Here is a 17690-nt window from a genome sequence, read left to right as displayed (position 1 = left end):
CATGGCACGGGACTTCTACGAGGTGCTGGGCGTGTCGCGGACCGCGAGTCAGGACGAGATCCAGCAGGCATATCGCAAACTCGCCCGCAGGTACCACCCAGACGTCAACAAGGACCCCGAGGCGGAGGAGCGTTTCAAGGACCTCAATGAGGCATACAGCGTCCTGTCCGATCCCAAGACCCGGGTCCGCTACGACCGCTTCGGCGAGGATTTCCGGAAGATCCCGGAGGACTTCGACGAACGGGTCGCGGCGGGAGCGGGCGGCGGCTTCCGCGGTCGGAGGACCGCAGGCGGTGGCGGTCCTCGCGTCCGGTACGCCACCGGCTTCGGCGACGACTTCGGCGCGGAGGGCATCGACATCGAGGACCTGCTCGGCTCCATGTTCGGAGCCGGCGCCGCCCGAGCCGGCGTCCCCGGAGCGGACCAGGAGGCGGAACTGCCGCTCACTGTCGAGGAGGCGTACCGAGGCGGCCGTCGCACCGTCACACTCGCCGGTCCCACCGGGCAGCCGCGGCGGTACGAGGTCGATGTGCCGCCGGGCGTCACCGACGGGCAGCGCATCCGGCTGGCGGGTGAGGGCGGCCGGGGCACTGGTGACGCCGCCGCGGGCGACCTGTACCTGCGGGTGCGTATCCAGCCCCACCCCCGGTTCCGGCTGGACGGCCGTGACGTGCACGTCCAGGTCCCGGTCGCCCCGTGGGAGGCGGCCCTGGGCACGACCGTGCCGGTGCCCACGCCCGGCGGCGGCACGGCGAAGGTCACGGTGCCTGCGGGCTCGTCCAGCGGCCGGCGGCTGCGGCTGCGCGGCGAGGGCATGCCGAACCCGCGGGGCGCGAACGGCGACCTGTACGCCGAACTTCGCGTCATGGTGCCTCCCGCCCTCGGCGACCGGGAGCGCGAACTGTTCGAGGAGCTCGCCGCCACTTCCTCGTTCGACCCCAGGAGGACGCGATGAACGACCGACCCGCGGGAGCGGGGGGCATCGGCCGGGCCGGCGTGGGCGCCCGTCCGGTACGAGCGGACGCCGACATCACCGCCTCGACGGCTGTCCGGTACGCGCTCGTCCCCGTCCCCAGGCTCTCCCTGGCCGCCGTGGCCCTTCGCTCGGGCCTCCACCCTGATCTGATCCGCCGGTTCGTCGCCCTCGGCCTGGTCGAGGCCGAACGCGACTCCGCGGGGCGACTGGTGTTCGACCCCACGGCCCCGGCGGTTCTCGCCCGTATCCAGCGGCTGCGCACCGGACTCTGCCTCAACTACGCATCCATCGGCCTGGTGCTCGACCTGCTCGACCGCATCAGCCTGCTCGAAGCCGCCCTGCGCGGCCGCGGCACGAGGAGTGAAACACCCCCATGGACATGAACCGTCTCACCCAGAAGTCCCAGGAAGCCCTCCAGGAGGCCCAGAGCGCGGCCGTCGGTATGGGGCAGACCGAGGTCGACGGGGAACACCTGCTGCTCGCGCTTCTCGATCAGGAGGACGGTCTGATCCCACGGTTGCTGCAACAGGCCGGCACCGAGCCGAAGGAGCTGCGCGCGGCCGTGCGCGAGGAACTCTCCCGCCGCCCGAAGGTCACCGGTCCCGGCGCGGCACCCGGTCAGGTCTTCGTCACCCAGCGCCTGTCCCGCCTGCTCGATGCCGCCGAGCGGGAGGCCAAACGCCTCAAGGACGAGTACGTGTCCGTGGAGCACCTCCTGCTCGCCCTGGCCGAGGAGGGCTCGGCGACCGCCGCCGGGCGCCTGCTCAAGGAGTACGGCGTGACCCGGGATTCGTTCCTGAGCGCGCTCACCCAGGTCCGTGGCAACCAGCGCGTCACCTCCGCCAACCCTGAAGTGGGCTATGAGGCTCTGGAGAAGTACGGCCGCGACCTGGTCCTCGAGGCTCGGTCCGGGCGGCTCGACCCGGTCATCGGCCGTGATGCGGAGATCCGCCGCGTCACCCAGATCCTCAGCCGCAAGACCAAGAACAACCCCGTCCTCATCGGCGATCCCGGCGTCGGCAAGACTGCCATCGTCGAGGGCCTGGCCCAGCGCATCGTTCGCGGCGACGTCCCAGAGGGCCTGCGCGACAAGACGGTGTTCGCTCTCGACATGGGCTCCCTGGTCGCGGGCGCCAAGTACCGCGGCGAGTTCGAGGAACGACTCAAGGCCGTGCTGTCCGAGGTGAAGGCCGCCCAGGGACGCATCCTGCTCTTCGTCGACGAACTCCACACCGTCGTAGGCGCGGGCGCCGCCGAAGGGGCCATGGACGCGGGCAACATGCTCAAGCCGATGCTCGCCCGCGGCGAACTCCACATGATCGGCGCCACCACCCTCGACGAGTACCGCAAGCACATCGAGAAGGACGCCGCCCTCGAACGCCGCTTCCAGCAGGTGCTGGTCGACGAGCCGAGCGTGGAGGACACCATCTCCATCCTGCGCGGACTGCGCGAACGCCTCGAGGTCTTCCACGGCGTGAAGATTCAGGACACCGCGCTGGTCTCCGCGGCCACCCTCAGCCACCGCTACATCACCGACCGGTTCTTGCCCGACAAGGCCATCGACCTCGTCGACGAGGCGTGTGCCCGGCTGCGTACCGAGATCGACTCGATGCCCGCCGAACTCGACGAGATCACCCGCCGCGTCACGCGCCTGGAGATCGAGGAGGCGGCTCTTTCCAAGGAGACCGACGCCGCCAGCAGAACTCGCCTGGAGGAACTGCGCAAGGAACTGGCCGACCTGCGCGGCGAGGCCGACGCCAAACGCGCCCAGTGGGAGGCCGAACGGCAGGCCATCCGCCGCGTGCAGGAACTACGCCAGGAACTGGAGCAGGTCCGCCACGAGGCGGAGGAGGCCGAACGCGCCTACGACCTCAACCGCGCCGCCGAACTCCGCTACGGCCGCCTCCAGGACCTGGAGCGCCGACTGAAGGCCGAGGAGGAGCAACTGGCCACCAAACAAGGGCAGAACCGGCTACTGCGCGAGGTCGTCACCGAGGAGGAGATCGCCGAGATCGTCGCCGCCTGGACCGGCATCCCCGTCGCCCGCCTCCAGGAGGGCGAACGCGAGAAACTGCTGCGCCTCGACGAGATCCTGCGCGAGCGCGTCATCGGCCAGGACGAGGCCGTCAAACTCGTCGCCGACGCCATCATCCGCGCCCGCTCCGGCATCCGCGACCCGCGCCGCCCCATCGGCTCGTTCATCTTCCTCGGCCCCACCGGCGTCGGGAAGACCGAGCTGGCCAAGACCCTCGCGGCTGCCCTGTTCGACTCCGAGGAGAACATGGTCCGCCTCGACATGAGTGAGTACCAGGAGCGGCACACCGTCAGCCGGCTCATGGGCGCACCCCCCGGATACGTCGGCTACGAGGAAGGCGGCCAGCTCACCGAGGCCGTCCGCCGCAAGCCGTACTCGGTCGTGCTGTTCGACGAGATCGAGAAGGCGCACACCGATGTCTTCAACACCCTGCTGCAGGTCCTCGACGACGGCCGCATCACCGATGCTCAGGGCCGCACCGTCGACTTCCGCAACACCGTGATCATCATGACGTCCAACATCGGCTCCGAGCACCTCCTCGACGGCGCCACCGCCGAGGGTGAGATCAAGCCGGACGCCCGCGCCCTGGTGATGGGCGAGCTGCGCGGGCACTTCCGCCCGGAGTTCCTCAACCGCGTCGACGACATCGTGCTGTTCAAGCCGCTCGGTGAGCGGCAGATCGAGCGGATCGTGGAGCTGCAGTTCGACGAGCTGCGCCGCCGGCTCGCCGAACGCCGCATTACCGTCGAACTCACCCAAGCTGCACGGGAGTTGATCGCCCACCAGGGCTACGACCCGGTGTACGGGGCCCGGCCGCTGCGCCGCTACATCTCCCACGAGGTCGAGACGATGGTCGGGCGCGCCCTGCTGCGCGGTGACGTCCAGGACGGCGCGACGGTCCGCGTCGACGCCGAACATGGAGAGCTGGTGGTCACCTACGACCAGCCCGAGGACGTGAAGGGAGCGCGGGCGGCATGAGCACGATGCATGCGGCGACCGTCAGTTGTCCCCACTGCGGGCGCACCAACCGGGTGCCCGTGGCCGCGGAGGGCCGGCCCAAGTGCGGCCACTGCAAGCAGCCCCTTCCGTGGATGGTGGACGCGGGCGACAACGACTTCACCGAGGTTGCCGAGCGGGCCGATGTCCCCGTCGTGGTCGACCTGTGGGCCACCTGGTGCGGCCCCTGCCGCATGGTCAGCCCCGCACTGGAGAAGGTCGCCACCGATCTCGCCGGCCGAATCAAACTCGTCAAGGTCGACGTCGACAAGAACCCGCGACTGTCGCAGCGTTTCGAGGTCCAGGCCGTACCGACACTGCTGATCCTCGACCGGGGCGAGACGGTCGCCCGGCAGGCGGGGGCGGCGCCCGCCCCCGCTCTTCGCCGGTGGGTGGAACAGTCGATCACCGCCCGGAAAGGGTGATCCGGATGACCCTGCATGCAGACCCCCACCTCGCGCTTGTCCGGCCGGTCCAGCCGCTGAGCCCAGAAGGGTGTCAGGAGTGTCTGATGCTCGGCTCCCCGTGGGTCCACCTGAGGCTCTGCCTGACCTGCGGGCACGTCGGCTGCTGCGACTCCTCGCCGAACAAGCACGCGCGCACGCACGCAGCTGCCGTCGCCCATCCGATCGTGCAGTCGTTCCAGCCCGGCGAGGAATGGCGCTGGTGCTACGTGCACGAGGCGTTCGTCTGATGTCCGGCGACCAGTCGCTGCCGGGCGGAGAACCGGTGCCGGAGAAAGCGGACGAGGCCGCCTTCTGGGAGACCCCGGACATCTACGGCGCGTATCCGCGCCTCACGGAGGACCAGACAGCACGTCTGGCGGACCACGGGCAACGCCGGACCATGGCTCCGAACGACGTGCTGATCCGGGAGGGGGAGCGCTGCGAGACGTTCTTCGTCGTCCTCAGCGGTACCGTCGCCGTCGTCGAGGGCTACGGCACTCCCGAGGAGCACGTGCTGCGCGTGCACGGCCCAGGTCGCTTCATCGGCGAACTCGGCCTGCTGTACGGACAAGTGGCCTTCTACACCGCTGTCGCCAGGGAGCCGGGCGAGGTCCTCGTCGTCTCCTTGGACCGGTTGCGCCACCTGGTGTCCCAGGACTCCACCATCGGGGACATCGTCCTGCGCGCCTGTCTGTGCCGTCGCGCGCTGCTCGTCGGACAGGGCGCCGGCTTCCGCATCATCGGCTCGCGCTACTCGCCCGACACCAGGCGGCTGCGCGAGTTCGCCGTCCGCAACCGGCTGCCGCACCGCTGGATCGACCTGGAGACGGATGAGGAGGCCGAGGAGCTGCTGCGCCGCTTCGGCGTCGGCCCGGCGGAGACACCACTCGTCATCTGGCGGGACACCACCCTGTTGCGCAACCCCAGCAACGCGGAACTGGCCCGGCTCATCGGCCTGCCGTCACTACCCGCCGGAAACCGTCACGGCGACGTCCTCATCGTAGGCTCCGGACCCGCCGGCCTTGCCGCCGCGGTCTACGCCGCCTCCGAGGGCCTGAGCACCACGGTGGTGGAGGCGATGGCCACCGGCGGCCAGGCCGGCACGTCGTCCCGCATCGAGAATCTGCTCGGCTTCCCATCCGGCATCTCCGGCGCCGAACTCACCGAACGCGCCGTACTCCAGGCCGACAAGTTCGGCGCCAGGATCAGCCTTCCGCTGGAGGCGACCGGTCTCCATCCCAAGGACGACGACCACTACGTCGTGGCGTTCGCCGACGGCAGCGAGATCGCCGCCCGCGCCGTCGTCCTGGCCATGGGTGCCCGCTACCGCCGGCTCCAGGTGCCCGGCATCGAACGCCTGGAGGGAACGAGCGTGCACTACTCCGCGACCGTCTACGAGGCCCAGCAGTGCCGCACCGACCCGGTGGCCGTCGTCGGCGGAGGCAACTCAGCGGGCCAGGCGGTGCTGTTCCTCGCCGGGTACGCGCCGAAGGTGCACCTGCTGGTCCGAGGAGCCAGCCTTGAGGCCAACATGTCCCGCTACCTGGTCGACCAGGTCGAGCGCCATCCGCGGGTGGAGGTCATGCTGCACACCGAGGTCACCGAGGTCATCGGCCAGGAAGTGCTGGAGGAGCTCGACGTGGTCGACAACCGCACGGGCGTGCACCGCCGGCTCGCGGTACGGAGCCTGTTCGTCTTCACCGGTGCCGAACCTCACACCGAGTGGCTCGCCGGCATCATCGCCCTCGACTCCCGCGGCTTCGTCCTCACCGGGCCGGAGGCCCAGGAAGCCTGCGCCCACCCCGAGGTGTGGCACGGCCGAGGGCGCTCGTGCATGACCCTGGAGGCCAGCCTGCCCGGGGTCTTCGCGGTAGGGGACGTCCGTAGCGGCTCGGTCAAGCGGGTGGCCTCCGCGGCCGGTGAGGGCGCGATGGCCATCCACTTCGTGCACCGGCACCTGGGGCACTCGGCCGTACCCGGCACCACGGGCACGTCAGCTGTGGCGGGCCACTCGGACGTCTCCCCACGCGTACGTCACAAGGAGTCCGCATGGCTCGCATGACGAATGGCGGACGACGAGATCACGAGAAGGAAGAAGGAGGCGATGGCGATGGCCATGCCCGTCCGGCGCCACCGCGGTGGCGGCCTGCAGGAAAGGCCCGTCTGGGCACCCACCCCTCTCAATCCCCTGGCCGAGTTCGACGAACTGCTCAATCAGATGAGCGGCCTGCTGGAGTCGACGGTGGGCGCGGCACCCGCGGTTGCGTGGACGCCTCTCGCGGACGTGTCGGAGTCCGAGGACGCGTTCCACATAGAGATCGAACTCCCCGGAGTGAAGAGCAAGGACATCGACGTAGAGGCCAACGGTCCCGAACTCGTGGTCACCGGAGAGATCAAGGAGCGGGAACGCAAGGGTGTCCTGCGCCGCAGCACCCGCCGCGTCGGAGCCTTCGAGTACCGTTTGCGGCTGCCCGGAGAGTTGGACACCCACAAGATCAAGGCTGAGATGCAGGACGGAGTGCTCAGCATCACCGTCCCCAAGGCCGACGTCGCAAAGCCGCGACACGTCGAGATCAGCGAGACGAGTGAAAGTACCGAGAGCAGCGGCTGAGGCGCGAGCGCCGCGGTTCCGGGCACCCATCCGGGACTGCGGCCGGGCCGGCGAGGCTCGACACCCCTCACGGCGGCGGAGACGCGCTGCGTGGCTCCCCACCGTTGGTGGTTCTTCCTGCTGGTCTCGCTGACCTTATTCGTGGCGTACGCGGGAGCGAACTCGGCCGGTCTGACGGTGAGCGAGGTCCTGAAAATCGCCGACCTCACCGCCCGCCGCCGGGAGTAGTAGCGCGCCGGAGTCCGCCGTTACCGCCCGGGCACCGGACCGGGCAGCACCCTGTACTAGCCGAGGATGGCCGGCACCGCGGGCACGGCAAGTCGTACGTCCGCCACGGCCGGACAACGCCTCGGCCGTTCCTGGGGCTCCGGGCGCTTGCGCCGTGCCCTGCGTGAGTCTCTGGCCAAGGGCCTTGCGAACGGCAGCTACGCGCCGGCGGACGGACGCGGCCGCCCCGACGGCGCTCCGGCCGCCCCCCATGACCAGCGGTGACCAAGGCAGAAGGAAGTCAGCTATGAAATACGATGGATTCCTCGCCCGTGTGCGCGAGCGAGGCGAATACAACGACCAGGACGAAGCCGCGGACGTCACCAACGCCGTGCTGGAAGTGCTGGCCCAACGGATCAGCCCGGGAGAGGTCAAGGACCTCGCATCCCAGCTGCCCGGCCCGCTGGGACAAGTCCTGGACCATGCGGCGCCGCAGCAGGCGCGAAGCTTCGGGATCGAAGAGTTCTACCGCCGGGTCGCCGAGCGCACCCATGCCCGACCTCGTACGGCGCAGTGGGACGCCAGCGCGGTCCTGACCACCGTCGCCGACGCTGTCACCGGCGGAGAGCTGAATCAGATCATCAGCCAGCTCCCCTCCAGTTACGCGGTCCTGTTCGGCAAAGCCGACCTTGCGGACTGAGCCCGTGAGGCGCGGTGGCTGCTGAGCGTAATGATCGTCTGGCTTCTATGGGATGGATTTTCGTGGTCCTGCTGCCGAAGTGTGAGGGGTCCAAAACGCTCTGTCCGGAACTTCCGGAAGTACCACTTATGCGTTCGAGGGGCCGGCTGCCGGCACAGGACCGCCGGTCGCTGAGCAGCGCCAGCATCGGCCGGTCCGTCCAGCAGTCCGGCCCGATGGCTGGCTCCTCCAATGCGGCGACAACCTGGACCAGGTCATGTCGGGCAGCGAAGAGGGAACCCGGGAGTTGATTTCCACGATGGGTACGAGCCGGGAACAGCTCCAACCCGGCGCAATTCCGCAAGAGCGTCGTGGATCCGTTTCCGCCGGACGCCATGGCGGCCGGCTGCGAGACGGTGTATCTGCGGCTGGACACCACGGAACCCGTGCCTTCGGCAACATCCACCGGTAAACAGGGCGCGCGGCGGCGTCCTCGCAGTGCCGACACCACGGCTGCACCCTCCGGCTCTTGCGGTCACGGATCAGGGGGCTGCCACTCGAACATCCAAAGCGTGGCGTCGTCGCTGACTTTGTTGTGTCGATGCTCGAGGATGGCATGGATGAGCAGGCGCAGCACTTCTGGGGCGCTTCTGCCCCGCTGCGGTCGACCGGATGAAGTAGTCGGTGAAGCGTTCCAGACCGAACTCTTCGCCCGCCTCGTCGCCGGCCCGGTCTGACGTATCGTCAAGCAAGTCAGCGTCTGATCAGCATCAGTCCCCGGAGGGTCTTCCTGGCAGCCGTCTGATCGGCGGCGTCACAACAGCCTGGTTCGCACGGCAACGCAGGCAGGGAACCCTGTCGCCTGAGTGAAGCGACGTTCCTCACAATCATCGACTCCGACGCGTGCCGGTGTACAGTAAAGACCGCCCTTGACCTGCACAAAGCAGGCAGGGAGCCGTCTTCCAGGAGTCCAAAGTGCTGCGTACTCTGTTCAAGTCCAAGATCCACCGTGCCACCGTCACCCAGGCCGACCTGCACTACGTGGGATCGGTGACCATCGACGCGGACCTCCTCGACGCCGCCGACCTGCTGCCGGGCGAACTCGTGCACATCGTCGACATCACCAACGGCGCCCGGCTGGAGACGTACGTCATCGAAGGCGAACGCGGGTCCGGGGTGATCGGGATCAACGGGGCGGCAGCCCACCTCGTGCACCCCGGAGACCTGGTGATCATCATCAGCTACGCTCAGGTCACCGATGCCGAGGCACGGCAACTGCGGCCGCGGGTCGTACACGTCGACGGCGACAACCGGATCGTGTCCCTCGGCGCCGACCCGTCCGAGCCGGTACCCGGCTCCGACCAGCAGCGCAGCCCGCAGGCCGTCCAGGCCTGACCGGCGGACCCAGACCAGGAGCGTGCTCATGAGCCAGATCGAGATCCGCGACGACCGGGCGGCGGGCCGCCTGGAAGCTGTCGGCGAGGGCGAAGTGGTCGGCCACATCGAGTACTTCGTTCTGGAGGAGCCCGCGCGCGCCCTGGTTCCGGTGCACACGATCGTGGAGCCGGCCCACGAGGGCAAGGGCATCGCCGGTTCCCTGGCCCGTGAGCTGTACGCCCTCGCCGAGCGCGAGGGCGTCCCGGTGGCCCCGCTCTGCCCGTACGTCGTCAAGTGGGCCGAACGCCACCCCGACGTGGCTCCGCCGGCCGATCCCCGGTTGCTGGCGGCCGCGAAGGACTGGCTCCGGGCCCACCCCGGTAAGTTCTGACCGACCCCGACCGACCCGGACCGACTCTGACCGAGCGGGGCCCGCCAGCCCTCGGGACCCCGCCTCGGTGGCCGAGCCCCGGCGCGGGTCTCTGCCTGCAGTCCTCAGCCGCCGAGCCCCGCCGGAACCCGGTCCGAGCAGCCAAGCCCCACCAGAACGCCAACCTCGGCAAGATCTCGGCTGGGCGCGCTGGACGCCCCGATCGGTCCCGGGTTCCGGTGCCCGAGCCACTGGGGCCGGCTCGCGGTGTCCTGCGCTGGTGCGCTGGGGGCAACTCGCGGACTCCTGCGCCGGCGCGCTGGGGCGGGCTCGCCGACTCCTGCGCTCGGCCCGCTGGAGCCGGCTCGCGTACTTGGTGCCCGGCCGCTGCGGTCAGGTCGGGGACTCGGTGCTCGGCCGTTGTGGCCGACTCCCGGATTCCGGCGCCCGGGCCGCTGGGGGCCGGTTCGCGGATTCCGGTGCCCGGCCGTTGTGGTCAGGTTGCGGATGTCCGTGCTGCCGGCCCTGGCCGGCTCGCGGGCCCCGTGCCTGGGCCGCTGGGGCCGGCTCGCGGAGTCCGTGCCCGGGCCACTGCGGTCCGGCCGCCGCTTTCAGGCCCGTCGACGTGCCCTCACTGCAGCGCCGCCTGCCCTCCCCCGCAGAGCAGAGCCGCGTGCCCGCCCGGCAGAGCCGCGTGCCCGCCCGGCAGAGCCGCGTGCCCGCCCGGCAGAGCCGCGTGCCCGCCCGGCAGAGCCGCGTGCCCGCCCGGCAGAGCCACGTCCCCCACGGCCCCCACCCACCCGGACCCGTCCAGTGCTGCCGTCGGGTGAGTGCCGGAGCAGGTGTCGGGTAGGCGGGGGAGTAGTCCAGAGGCGACGTCCAGTGACTGCCCGGAGGACACCGATGACGAACCCGCACCCCGACCCCGTACCGCCGGGACCGGGCCCGACCCCGCCGGACCCGTATCCCAGCCCCGTCCCGCCCCCGCAGCCGGGACCCCAGCCCACCCCGCCGGGCCCCGGGCCGGAGCCGACGCCGCCCGCACCGGGCCCCGACCCGACCCCGCCCCCGGCACCACCGGCCCCGGGCCCGCCGGAACCCTCACCGTCCCCGATCCCCCCGGGCCCGGAGCCCGTACCGAATCCGGAACCCGGGCCGCCGCTGACGTGAACACGCCGAAGGGGCGCGGGGAACGGCGCGACCGGCGACGACGAAACCGCACTCGCGCCGAACAGTTCCCCTCGCCCCCTCAGGCGCGCACAACCACCGCTCAGGCCGAGACCTCCGACCGGTCCCCGCCCCACAGCGTGTGGAACGACCCCTCCTGGTCCACCCGCCGATACGTGTGGGCCCCGAAGAAGTCCCGCTGGCCCTGGGTCAGCGCGGCCGGCAGGCGTTGCGCACGGAGCGCGTCGTAGTACGCGAGCGCCGCGGCGAAGCCGGGGGTCGGCACGCCCTGCCGGGTCGCGGCGACCAGGACCTCGCGCCAGTCGTCCTGGGCGCCGGCGATCTCCCGTGCGAACGTCTCGTCCGACAGCAGGCTCGGCAGGTCGGCGCGGGCGTCGTAGGCGGCGCGGATGCGGTCGAGGAAGGCCGCGCGGATGATGCAGCCGCCCCGCCAGATCGCGGAGACGGCACCCAGGTCGATGTCCCAGCCGTACTCCTCGCTGCCGGCGGCCATCTCGTGGAAGCCCTGGGTGTACGACACGATCTTGGACGCGTACAGCGCCTGCTCCACCCGGTCCGCGAACGCGGCCGCCTCCGACTCGCTCAGCGCGGACGCCGTCGGACCGGCCAGGTCCCGCGAGGCCTCGCGCAGCGCCGCGTGGCCGGACAGGGAGCGGGCGAAGACCGCCTCGGCGATGCCGGAGACCGGTACGCCCAGGTCGAGGGCGATCTGCACGGTCCAGCGGCCGGTGCCCTTCTGCTCGGCCTGGTCGACGACCACGTCGACGAACGGCTTGCCGGTCGCCGCGTCCACGTGGGACAGCACCTCGGCGGTGATCTCGATCAGGTACGAGTCCAGCCGACCGGTGTTCCAGGTGCGGAAGATGTCCGCGATCTGCGCGGGGGAGTACCCGGCGACGTCGCGCAGCAGCTGGTACGCCTCACCGATCAGCTGCATGTCGGCGTACTCGATGCCGTTGTGGACCATCTTCACGAAGTGCCCGGCGCCGTCGGGGCCCACGTGCGTCACGCAGGGCGCCCCGTCCGCCGCCTTCGCGGAGATCTTCTCCAGCATCGGACCCAGGGACTCGTACGACTCCTTCGAACCGCCCGGCATGATGCTCGGCCCGTGCAGCGCGCCCTCCTCGCCGCCGGAGATGCCCGTGCCGACGAAGTGGATGCCCCGCTCGCGCAGCTCCCGCTCCCGGCGCCGGGTGTCCGCGAAGTGCGCGTTGCCACCGTCGATGATCATGTCACCGGGCTCCAGCAGCGGTGCGAACTCCTCGATCACCGCGTCGGTCGGCTCGCCCGCCTTGACCATGACGACCAGCCGGCGCGGGCGCTCGAGCGCCGCCACGAAGTCCTCGGCGGTCTCGGCCGCGATGAAGTCCCCCTCGTGCCCGAACTCCTCCACCAGCGCCTTCGTCCGCGAGACCGTACGGTTGTGCACGGCGACCGTGTAGCCGTTGCGGGCGAAGTTGCGGGCGAGATTGCGGCCCATGACCGCGAGTCCCGTGACGCCGATCTGCGCTGAAGTGCTCATACCGCCTGCTCCCTAGCTGCCTCGTGACTACGGCTCCGTCAGTACGGACCCTCGCCCATCCTTACGTGCCGCCACGGCGAGCGCATATCCGACCCGCCACGCTTGATTACGCGGCGACAGCGCCCTGAGCCTCAGTCTTCGGTGATCCCGTCCAAGGACCGGCCGTTCCCGGCCACTTCGCAGGGCCGCAAGGCCGATTTGCTGTCTTGTCATGGCCTGTTCGCCGCGCTTACTTTTGCCCCTCCTGACGCATGCCGAGGGGATTTCGGACATGGCAGTACGCGGCCGGCACCGCCGGTACCAGCCGAACAGGATCAACCGCGCCTCACTCACCGTCACCGCGGGCGGCGCCGGCCTCGCGATCCCGCTGGTCGCCGCCGGCACCGCGGACGCCGCCGACGCGGCCACCTGGAACAAGGTCGCCGCCTGCGAGTCCAGCGGCACCTGGGACATCAACACCGGCAACGGCTACTACGGCGGACTGCAGTTCACCCAGTCCACCTGGGAGGCGTACGGCGGCACCCGGTTCGCACCGCGCGCCGATCTCGCGACCCGGGGCCAGCAGGTCGCCGTCGCCGAGAAGGTGCTCGACGGGCAGGGGCCAGGAGCCTGGCCGGCGTGCTCGGTGCGGGCCGGGCTGACGCGAGGCGGTGCCGAACCCGATCTGCACACGGACGGCGTCGCCACGCAGCCGGCGCGGAGCGGCCAGGGGACCCGGGCCGCGAAGGCCGTCCCGGTGCAGGACGTGCGGCCGCAGACCACCCCGCAGTCCCGCGCCGGCCGGGCCGAGATGTACACGGTCGTGCACGGCGACACCCTCTCCGGGATCGCCGGCGAACAGCACGTCCGGGGCGGCTGGCGACAGCTGTACGCGGGCAACCGGGCGACCATCGGTGCCGATCCCGACCTGATCCTGCCGGGCCAGCGGCTCAGCCTGCGCACCACCGGTGCCGCGCCCGACGCCCGCACGACGACCAAGTCGCCGAAGAAGAAGGCGCCTTCGGAGAAGAAGAAAGCTCCTGCAGAGAAGAAGAAAGCGCCTGCGGAGAAGAAGGCCCCCGCGGAGAAGAAAGCGCCTCCCCGCCACACCTCCCCGGCCGGACACGCGCTCGTGGCGCCGGTGGACGCGCCCGTCGGCACCAGCTATCGCGTGGCGGGCTCGCACTGGTCGAAGGGCTACCACACGGGTGTCGACTTCCTCGTGCCGACCGGGACCTCCGTGCGGGCGGCGGAGGCCGGGCAGGTGGTGTCCGCTGGGTGGGGCGGCTCGTACGGCTACCAGGTCGTGCTCCGGCACGCCGACGGCCGCTACAGCCAGTACGCGCACCTGTCGGCCATCTCCGTGCGGGCCGGTCAGCATGTCACCACGGGCCAGCGCCTCGGCCGCTCCGGTGCCACCGGCAACGTCACGGGCCCGCATCTGCACTTCGAGGTGCGGACCGGGCCCGGCTTCGGCACGGACATCGACCCGCTCGCCTATCTGCGGGCCGGTGGCGTCAGGATCTGACGCGGGTGCGGGGCCGGTCCAGGGCCGGCAGCGGCACGAAGATGCTCAAGGGCAGCTCGGCGTACGGCGGCGGGGGCACGGGGCGGGCCGGCGGTTCGCCGCCCTCGGTGTCGCCGCCGCTGCCCTGCGGGCCCGGTCCCGGTACGAGCAGCTCCCGCAGGCCCGGCTCGTCCGCCTCTCGCACGCCGACCGGTTCCCCCGGGCCCCCTGGCACCGGTTCCCCCGGCTCCCGCAGGACCGGGTCGGCCGTGTCCAGCAGAACGCCCTCGCCCGAGTCCGGCAGGACGCGCTCGTCCGGCTCCAGCACTACCGGGTCGGCCGTGTCCAGCAGGGCGCCCTCGCCCGGCTCCCGCAGGACACGCGCGCCCGACTCCCGCAGGACCGGCTCTGTGCACCCTCCGCCAGCCCCGTCCAGCTCCCGCCGGACCGGCTCCACAGACCCGCTGTCGGCCCCGCCCGGCTCCCGCCGGCTCGTCCTCTTCGCCTCGGGTTCCGCCGCCGGCCGCTGCTGCGGCACCGTGCGGAGCAAGCCCCGCGCGGGAGCCGACTCGGAGGCGGCAGAAACGGACTCCGGCACCCCGGAGGTCCCGATGTCCCCAGCCGTCCCGAGGCCGGCAGTCGTCCCGGTGCCTGCACTGGTCTTTGTCGCCAAAGTGGTCCCCATGCGCGCACTGGTCTCCGTGCCCACAGCCGCCCCCGTGCCCTCCATCCGCTCTGTCGTCAGCATGATCAGGCCGCCCGCCGCCACCACACCGCAGCCCAGGGCGAGCACCGTGCCGGTGCCGCCGTAGCGGAACGTCTCGCCGAACATCAGGATGCCGACCGCGGCGGCCAGCACCGGGTTGACCACCGTCAGCGTGGCCAGCGGGGCGGCGAGGCCGCCGCCCCGGTAGGAGGCCTGGGACAGCAGTACACCGGCGGTGGCGAACACCCCGATCGCCGCGAGGGCGGACAGGTCGCCCAGGCCGACGTCCTGGGACCAGTCGACGGCGACGGTCTTGGTGAACACCGACGACATGCCGAACGCTATGCCGGAGGCGGTGGCGAGCAGCACGCTGCGCACGGCCGGGTGCCGTTGTGCGGCGAGGCCCGCGCACATCAGCGCCACGACCGCCCCGCCCGTGACGAGCGCGACCGCCACCCGCTGGGCGGCGTCCAGCGAGTGCGCGTCGGCGGAGCCGACCAGGGACAGCAGGACGGCGAGGCCCACCGTGGCCATCAGGGCGCCGCGCCAGGCGGTCGCGCCCGCCTTGCGGCCGACGAACAGCGCCGCCATGGGCAGGGCGAAGACGATGGTCAGGGCGCCGAGCGGCTGGACGAGGCTCAGCGGGCCGTAGGCCAGCGCCACGACGTGCAGCACGCCACCGAGGCCGTTGAGGGCGAGCGACCCCCACCAGCTCGGCCGGCGCAGCGGCATGTAGGCGCTGTCGGGTGAGGACACCGCGACCTGCTCCTGCACGATCGCTCCGCCCGCGTAGGCGAGGGCGGAGACGAACGACAGGAGCACGGACACCGCGAGGGCGCTCATCGGCGTCTCCTCCGGGTGAGGCGGGGGCCCCGGCCCTGCGAGTGGCGAGGACCCGGAGCCCGGCGCGGCGGGCAGTCGGCTTCCATGGGCAACACTCTGCCCGCCCCGGGGCTTCCCGTCGTCGTACCTGAGCACGCAATGCGTCCTACTGCCGATGGAGTACACCAGCGGCGCGATCATCCCCTGGAGGGGTGACGTTGCGTGCCGACCCCGTGTCCCGGCCTCCTGTCCGGCCTGGTACTAGTGCCTGTCGTGGACCTCGACCCCGATCTCGCCGCGCTCCGCCCGCTCGGCGGCTTCTTCGTCCTGCGCACGCTCCCGACCCCGGCCGGAGCGGCCGGCGGGCCGGAACCCGCAGGGCTGCCGACCCTCGCTGAGACCTACGGACAGGGGACCTCGGACGTTCACCGCAACGCGCTGTCGTTGCGGGTCGCCACGGTCGCGGACCGGCTGCGTACCCCTGAGCCGCGGGTCTCCGCCTCCGTCGCGCAGCAGGGGCTGGCCGCCCGGCTGTGGTCGGTGGCCCTCGGCTGTGCCGTCCTGTACGGCCGGCTGCCGGACCTCGACGCACGCCTGCTGCGCTGGGACCCTCTCGCGTCCGCCCCCGACGACCTGTGGCTCACCGAGCCGCACCCGCTGCCCGGCGACGCGGCCACCCTCGCCGATACCGTGCTGCTCGCGCATCTGGAACCCCTGGGGGCAGCGCTGAGGACGCGCTACGGCCTCGCGGCGGGCCTGCTGTGGGGCAATGCCGGTTCGGCGCTCGCCGGCGCGGCCCGCGAACTGGACCGCTGGGCCCGCGCCCACGGCCGTACCGATGTGGCGGACCGGGCCCGCACCCTCACCGACGACCTCTTCGCCCACCCCCTCCTGCGCACCACCGGCACCCGCACCGGCACGGCCTTCCGCCGCCGCAGCTGCTGCCTGTACTACCGGGTGCCCGGCGGCGGAGTCTGCGGCGACTGCTGCTTCACCCGGCCGCCGCGCTCTTCCCCGCGCGCCGCATCTGGGTGACCATGAGGGGAACCTGCCGCCGAGATCAGGGGGTTGTCGGGTGCGAGTGGGACTGCTGACCCGGGAGTACCCCCCGGATGTGTACGGCGGCGCCGGTGTCCATGTGGAGTTCCTGGCACGGGAGTTGGGCTCCCTGGTGGACCTGGAGGTGCACTGCTGGGGCGAGGGCCGCGGCGTGGGCGTCGTACGCCACCGCCCCTGGTCCGTCCTCGACGGCTCCAACGACGCGCTGCGCACCTTCTCCGTGGACCTGTCCATCGCCGCCGCCCTCGAGGGCCGTGAACTCGTCCACTCCCACACCTGGTACGCGAACCTCGCGGGCCACTTCGCCAAACTGATGTACGGCATCCCGCACGTGGTCACCGCTCACTCGCTGGAGCCGCTGCGCCCCTGGAAGGCGGAGCAACTCGGCGGCGGGTACGCGCTGTCCGGCTGGGCCGAGCGTACCGCGATCGAGGCCGCCGACGCGGTGATCGCCGTCTCCGGGGCCATGCGCGAGGACATCCTCGCCTGCTACCCGGCCCTCGACCCGGCCCGGGTCCACGTCGTCCACAACGGCATCGACACGCACCTGTACCGGCCCGACCACGGCACCGACGCCCTCACCCGGCACGGCATCGACCCCGCGCGTCCGTACGTCCTGTTCGTCGGCCGGATCACCCGGCAGAAGGGCGTGCCCCATCTGCTGCGTGCCGTCCGGGAGATCGAGCCGGGCGCGCAGGTGGTCCTGTGCGCCGGCGCGCCGGACACCCCCGAGATCGACCGCGAGTTCCGCGAGCTGTACGAGGAGCTGAGCCGGGTCCGCGAGGGCGTGTTCTGGATCTCGCAGATGCTGCCGCGCCCCGAGGTGATCCAACTCCTCACGCGGGCCACCGTGTTCGTCTGCCCGTCGGTGTACGAACCGCTCGGCATCGTCAACCTGGAGGCGATGGCCTGCGGCACCCCGGTCGTGGCCTCCCGGGTCGGCGGGATCCCCGAGGTCGTGGACGACGGCCGTACCGGCCTGCTGGTCGACGTGGACGACGACTTCGAGGCGGGCCTCGCCAGGGCGCTGGACACCGTCCTCGGTGATCCGGACGCCGCCCGGCGGATGGGGCAGGCCGGACGGGAGCGGGCGGTCGGCGAGTTCGGCTGGGACGCGGTGGCCCGGCGCACGGCCGGGCTGTACGAGGAGATCCTCAAGCAGGCTTAGTCCGGCCCGCTCGGGGCATCCATGGTTCATCCAGGGTGAGGG

16 protein-coding genes and 2 pseudogenes are annotated in these 17690 nt (G+C 71.5%); 14 read left to right on the top strand and 4 right to left on the bottom strand.

The genetic code is table 11. The annotated features are described in order from the left end of the window. The first annotated feature begins 1 nt into the window (after position 1). The 9 genes from ACGFRF_RS26945 to ACGFRF_RS26905 all read left to right on the top strand — a co-directional run bounded on the left by ACGFRF_RS26945 (position 2) and on the right by ACGFRF_RS26905 (position 7971). Positions 2-955, top strand: coding sequence for a DnaJ C-terminal domain-containing protein (locus ACGFRF_RS26945; RefSeq protein ID WP_393744139.1), 954 nt, complete (start codon positions 2-4; stop codon positions 953-955). Continuing rightward, on the top strand, positions 952-1359 hold the full coding sequence (locus ACGFRF_RS26940) for a chaperone modulator CbpM (RefSeq protein ID WP_393744137.1): 408 nt from the start codon (positions 952-954) through the stop codon (positions 1357-1359). Before ACGFRF_RS26945 ends, ACGFRF_RS26940 begins: the two co-directional genes overlap by 4 nt. After that, a complete protein-coding gene (gene clpB / locus ACGFRF_RS26935; protein WP_393744135.1) occupies positions 1350-3989 on the top strand; it encodes an ATP-dependent chaperone ClpB in 2640 nt (879 codons plus the stop codon). The genes ACGFRF_RS26940 and clpB overlap by 10 nt, the downstream gene beginning before the upstream one ends. After that, on the top strand, positions 3986-4432 hold the full coding sequence (trxA, locus tag ACGFRF_RS26930; RefSeq protein WP_393744133.1) for a thioredoxin: 447 nt from the start codon (positions 3986-3988) through the stop codon (positions 4430-4432). Before clpB ends, trxA begins: the two co-directional genes overlap by 4 nt. Positions 4433-4437: 5 nt before the next feature. After that, a complete protein-coding gene (locus tag ACGFRF_RS26925) occupies positions 4438-4701 on the top strand; it encodes a UBP-type zinc finger domain-containing protein (protein ID WP_393744131.1) in 264 nt (87 codons plus the stop codon). After that, positions 4701-6515: an FAD-dependent oxidoreductase gene (locus ACGFRF_RS26920; RefSeq protein ID WP_393744129.1), complete on the top strand. Its 1815-nt coding sequence runs from the start codon at positions 4701-4703 to the stop codon at positions 6513-6515. The genes ACGFRF_RS26925 and ACGFRF_RS26920 overlap by 1 nt, the downstream gene beginning before the upstream one ends. Before the next feature lie 48 nt (positions 6516-6563). Further along, a complete protein-coding gene (locus tag ACGFRF_RS26915; RefSeq protein ID WP_393744284.1) occupies positions 6564-7064 on the top strand; it encodes an Hsp20/alpha crystallin family protein in 501 nt (166 codons plus the stop codon). Between the two features lie 90 nt (positions 7065-7154). Further along, entirely contained in the window at positions 7155-7292 is a 138-nt protein-coding gene (locus tag ACGFRF_RS26910; RefSeq protein WP_393744127.1) for a hypothetical protein, read from the top strand. 286 nt (positions 7293-7578) lie between these two features. Then, positions 7579-7971 (top strand): DUF2267 domain-containing protein, encoded by a 393-nt coding sequence (locus ACGFRF_RS26905; protein ID WP_067043084.1) that lies wholly within the window; start codon positions 7579-7581, stop codon positions 7969-7971. Between the two features lie 514 nt (positions 7972-8485). On the opposite strand, the pseudogene ACGFRF_RS26900 reads toward ACGFRF_RS26905, so the two are convergent. Further along, positions 8486-8672: pseudogene (locus tag ACGFRF_RS26900) on the bottom strand (serine/threonine protein phosphatase); the annotation flags it as partial. Between the two features lie 253 nt (positions 8673-8925). Here ACGFRF_RS26900 and panD point away from each other — a divergent pair. Together panD and ACGFRF_RS26890 are read left to right on the top strand one after the other, a co-directional pair. Then, a complete protein-coding gene (gene panD, locus ACGFRF_RS26895) occupies positions 8926-9345 on the top strand; it encodes an aspartate 1-decarboxylase (RefSeq protein WP_393744125.1) in 420 nt (139 codons plus the stop codon). A gap of 28 nt (positions 9346-9373) precedes the next feature. Next, entirely contained in the window at positions 9374-9718 is a 345-nt protein-coding gene (locus ACGFRF_RS26890) for a GNAT family N-acetyltransferase (protein ID WP_393744123.1), read from the top strand. A gap of 610 nt (positions 9719-10328) precedes the next feature. On the opposite strand, the gene ACGFRF_RS26885 is transcribed toward ACGFRF_RS26890, so the two are convergent. After that, positions 10329-10484, bottom strand: a complete 156-nt coding sequence (locus ACGFRF_RS26885) for a hypothetical protein (RefSeq protein WP_393744121.1) — start codon at positions 10482-10484, stop codon at positions 10329-10331. A gap of 483 nt (positions 10485-10967) precedes the next feature. Next, positions 10968-12407 (bottom strand): NADP-dependent phosphogluconate dehydrogenase, encoded by a 1440-nt coding sequence (gndA, locus tag ACGFRF_RS26880; RefSeq protein ID WP_393744119.1) that lies wholly within the window; start codon positions 12405-12407, stop codon positions 10968-10970. Positions 12408-12678: 271 nt separating this feature from the next. On the opposite strand from gndA, the gene ACGFRF_RS26875 reads away from it, so the two are divergent. Beyond that, the gene (locus ACGFRF_RS26875) at positions 12679-13914 is read left to right on the top strand and encodes a transglycosylase family protein (RefSeq protein WP_393744117.1); all 1236 of its coding nucleotides are present in this window, start codon (positions 12679-12681) and stop codon (positions 13912-13914) included. A 700-nt stretch (positions 13915-14614) separates the two neighbouring features. Here the strand turns inward: ACGFRF_RS26875 and ACGFRF_RS26870 are convergent. After that, positions 14615-15442: pseudogene (locus ACGFRF_RS26870) on the bottom strand (DMT family transporter); the annotation flags it as partial. Between the two features lie 252 nt (positions 15443-15694). Here ACGFRF_RS26870 and ACGFRF_RS26865 point away from each other — a divergent pair. Next, entirely contained in the window at positions 15695-16456 is a 762-nt protein-coding gene (locus ACGFRF_RS26865) for a (2Fe-2S)-binding protein (protein ID WP_393744115.1), read from the top strand. A gap of 40 nt (positions 16457-16496) precedes the next feature. Next, complete coding sequence (gene glgA, locus ACGFRF_RS26860; RefSeq protein WP_393744113.1) at positions 16497-17648, top strand: glycogen synthase; 1152 nt, start codon at positions 16497-16499, stop codon at positions 17646-17648. The last annotated feature ends 42 nt before the right edge of the window (positions 17649-17690 follow it).

It is taken from the genome of Streptomyces sp. NPDC048521, assembly GCF_043199855.1.
GTDB lineage: Bacteria > Actinomycetota > Actinomycetes > Streptomycetales > Streptomycetaceae > Streptomyces.
The sequence above is the reverse complement of the archived record's forward strand: the minus strand, read 5'-3'. Positions and strand labels throughout refer to the sequence as shown.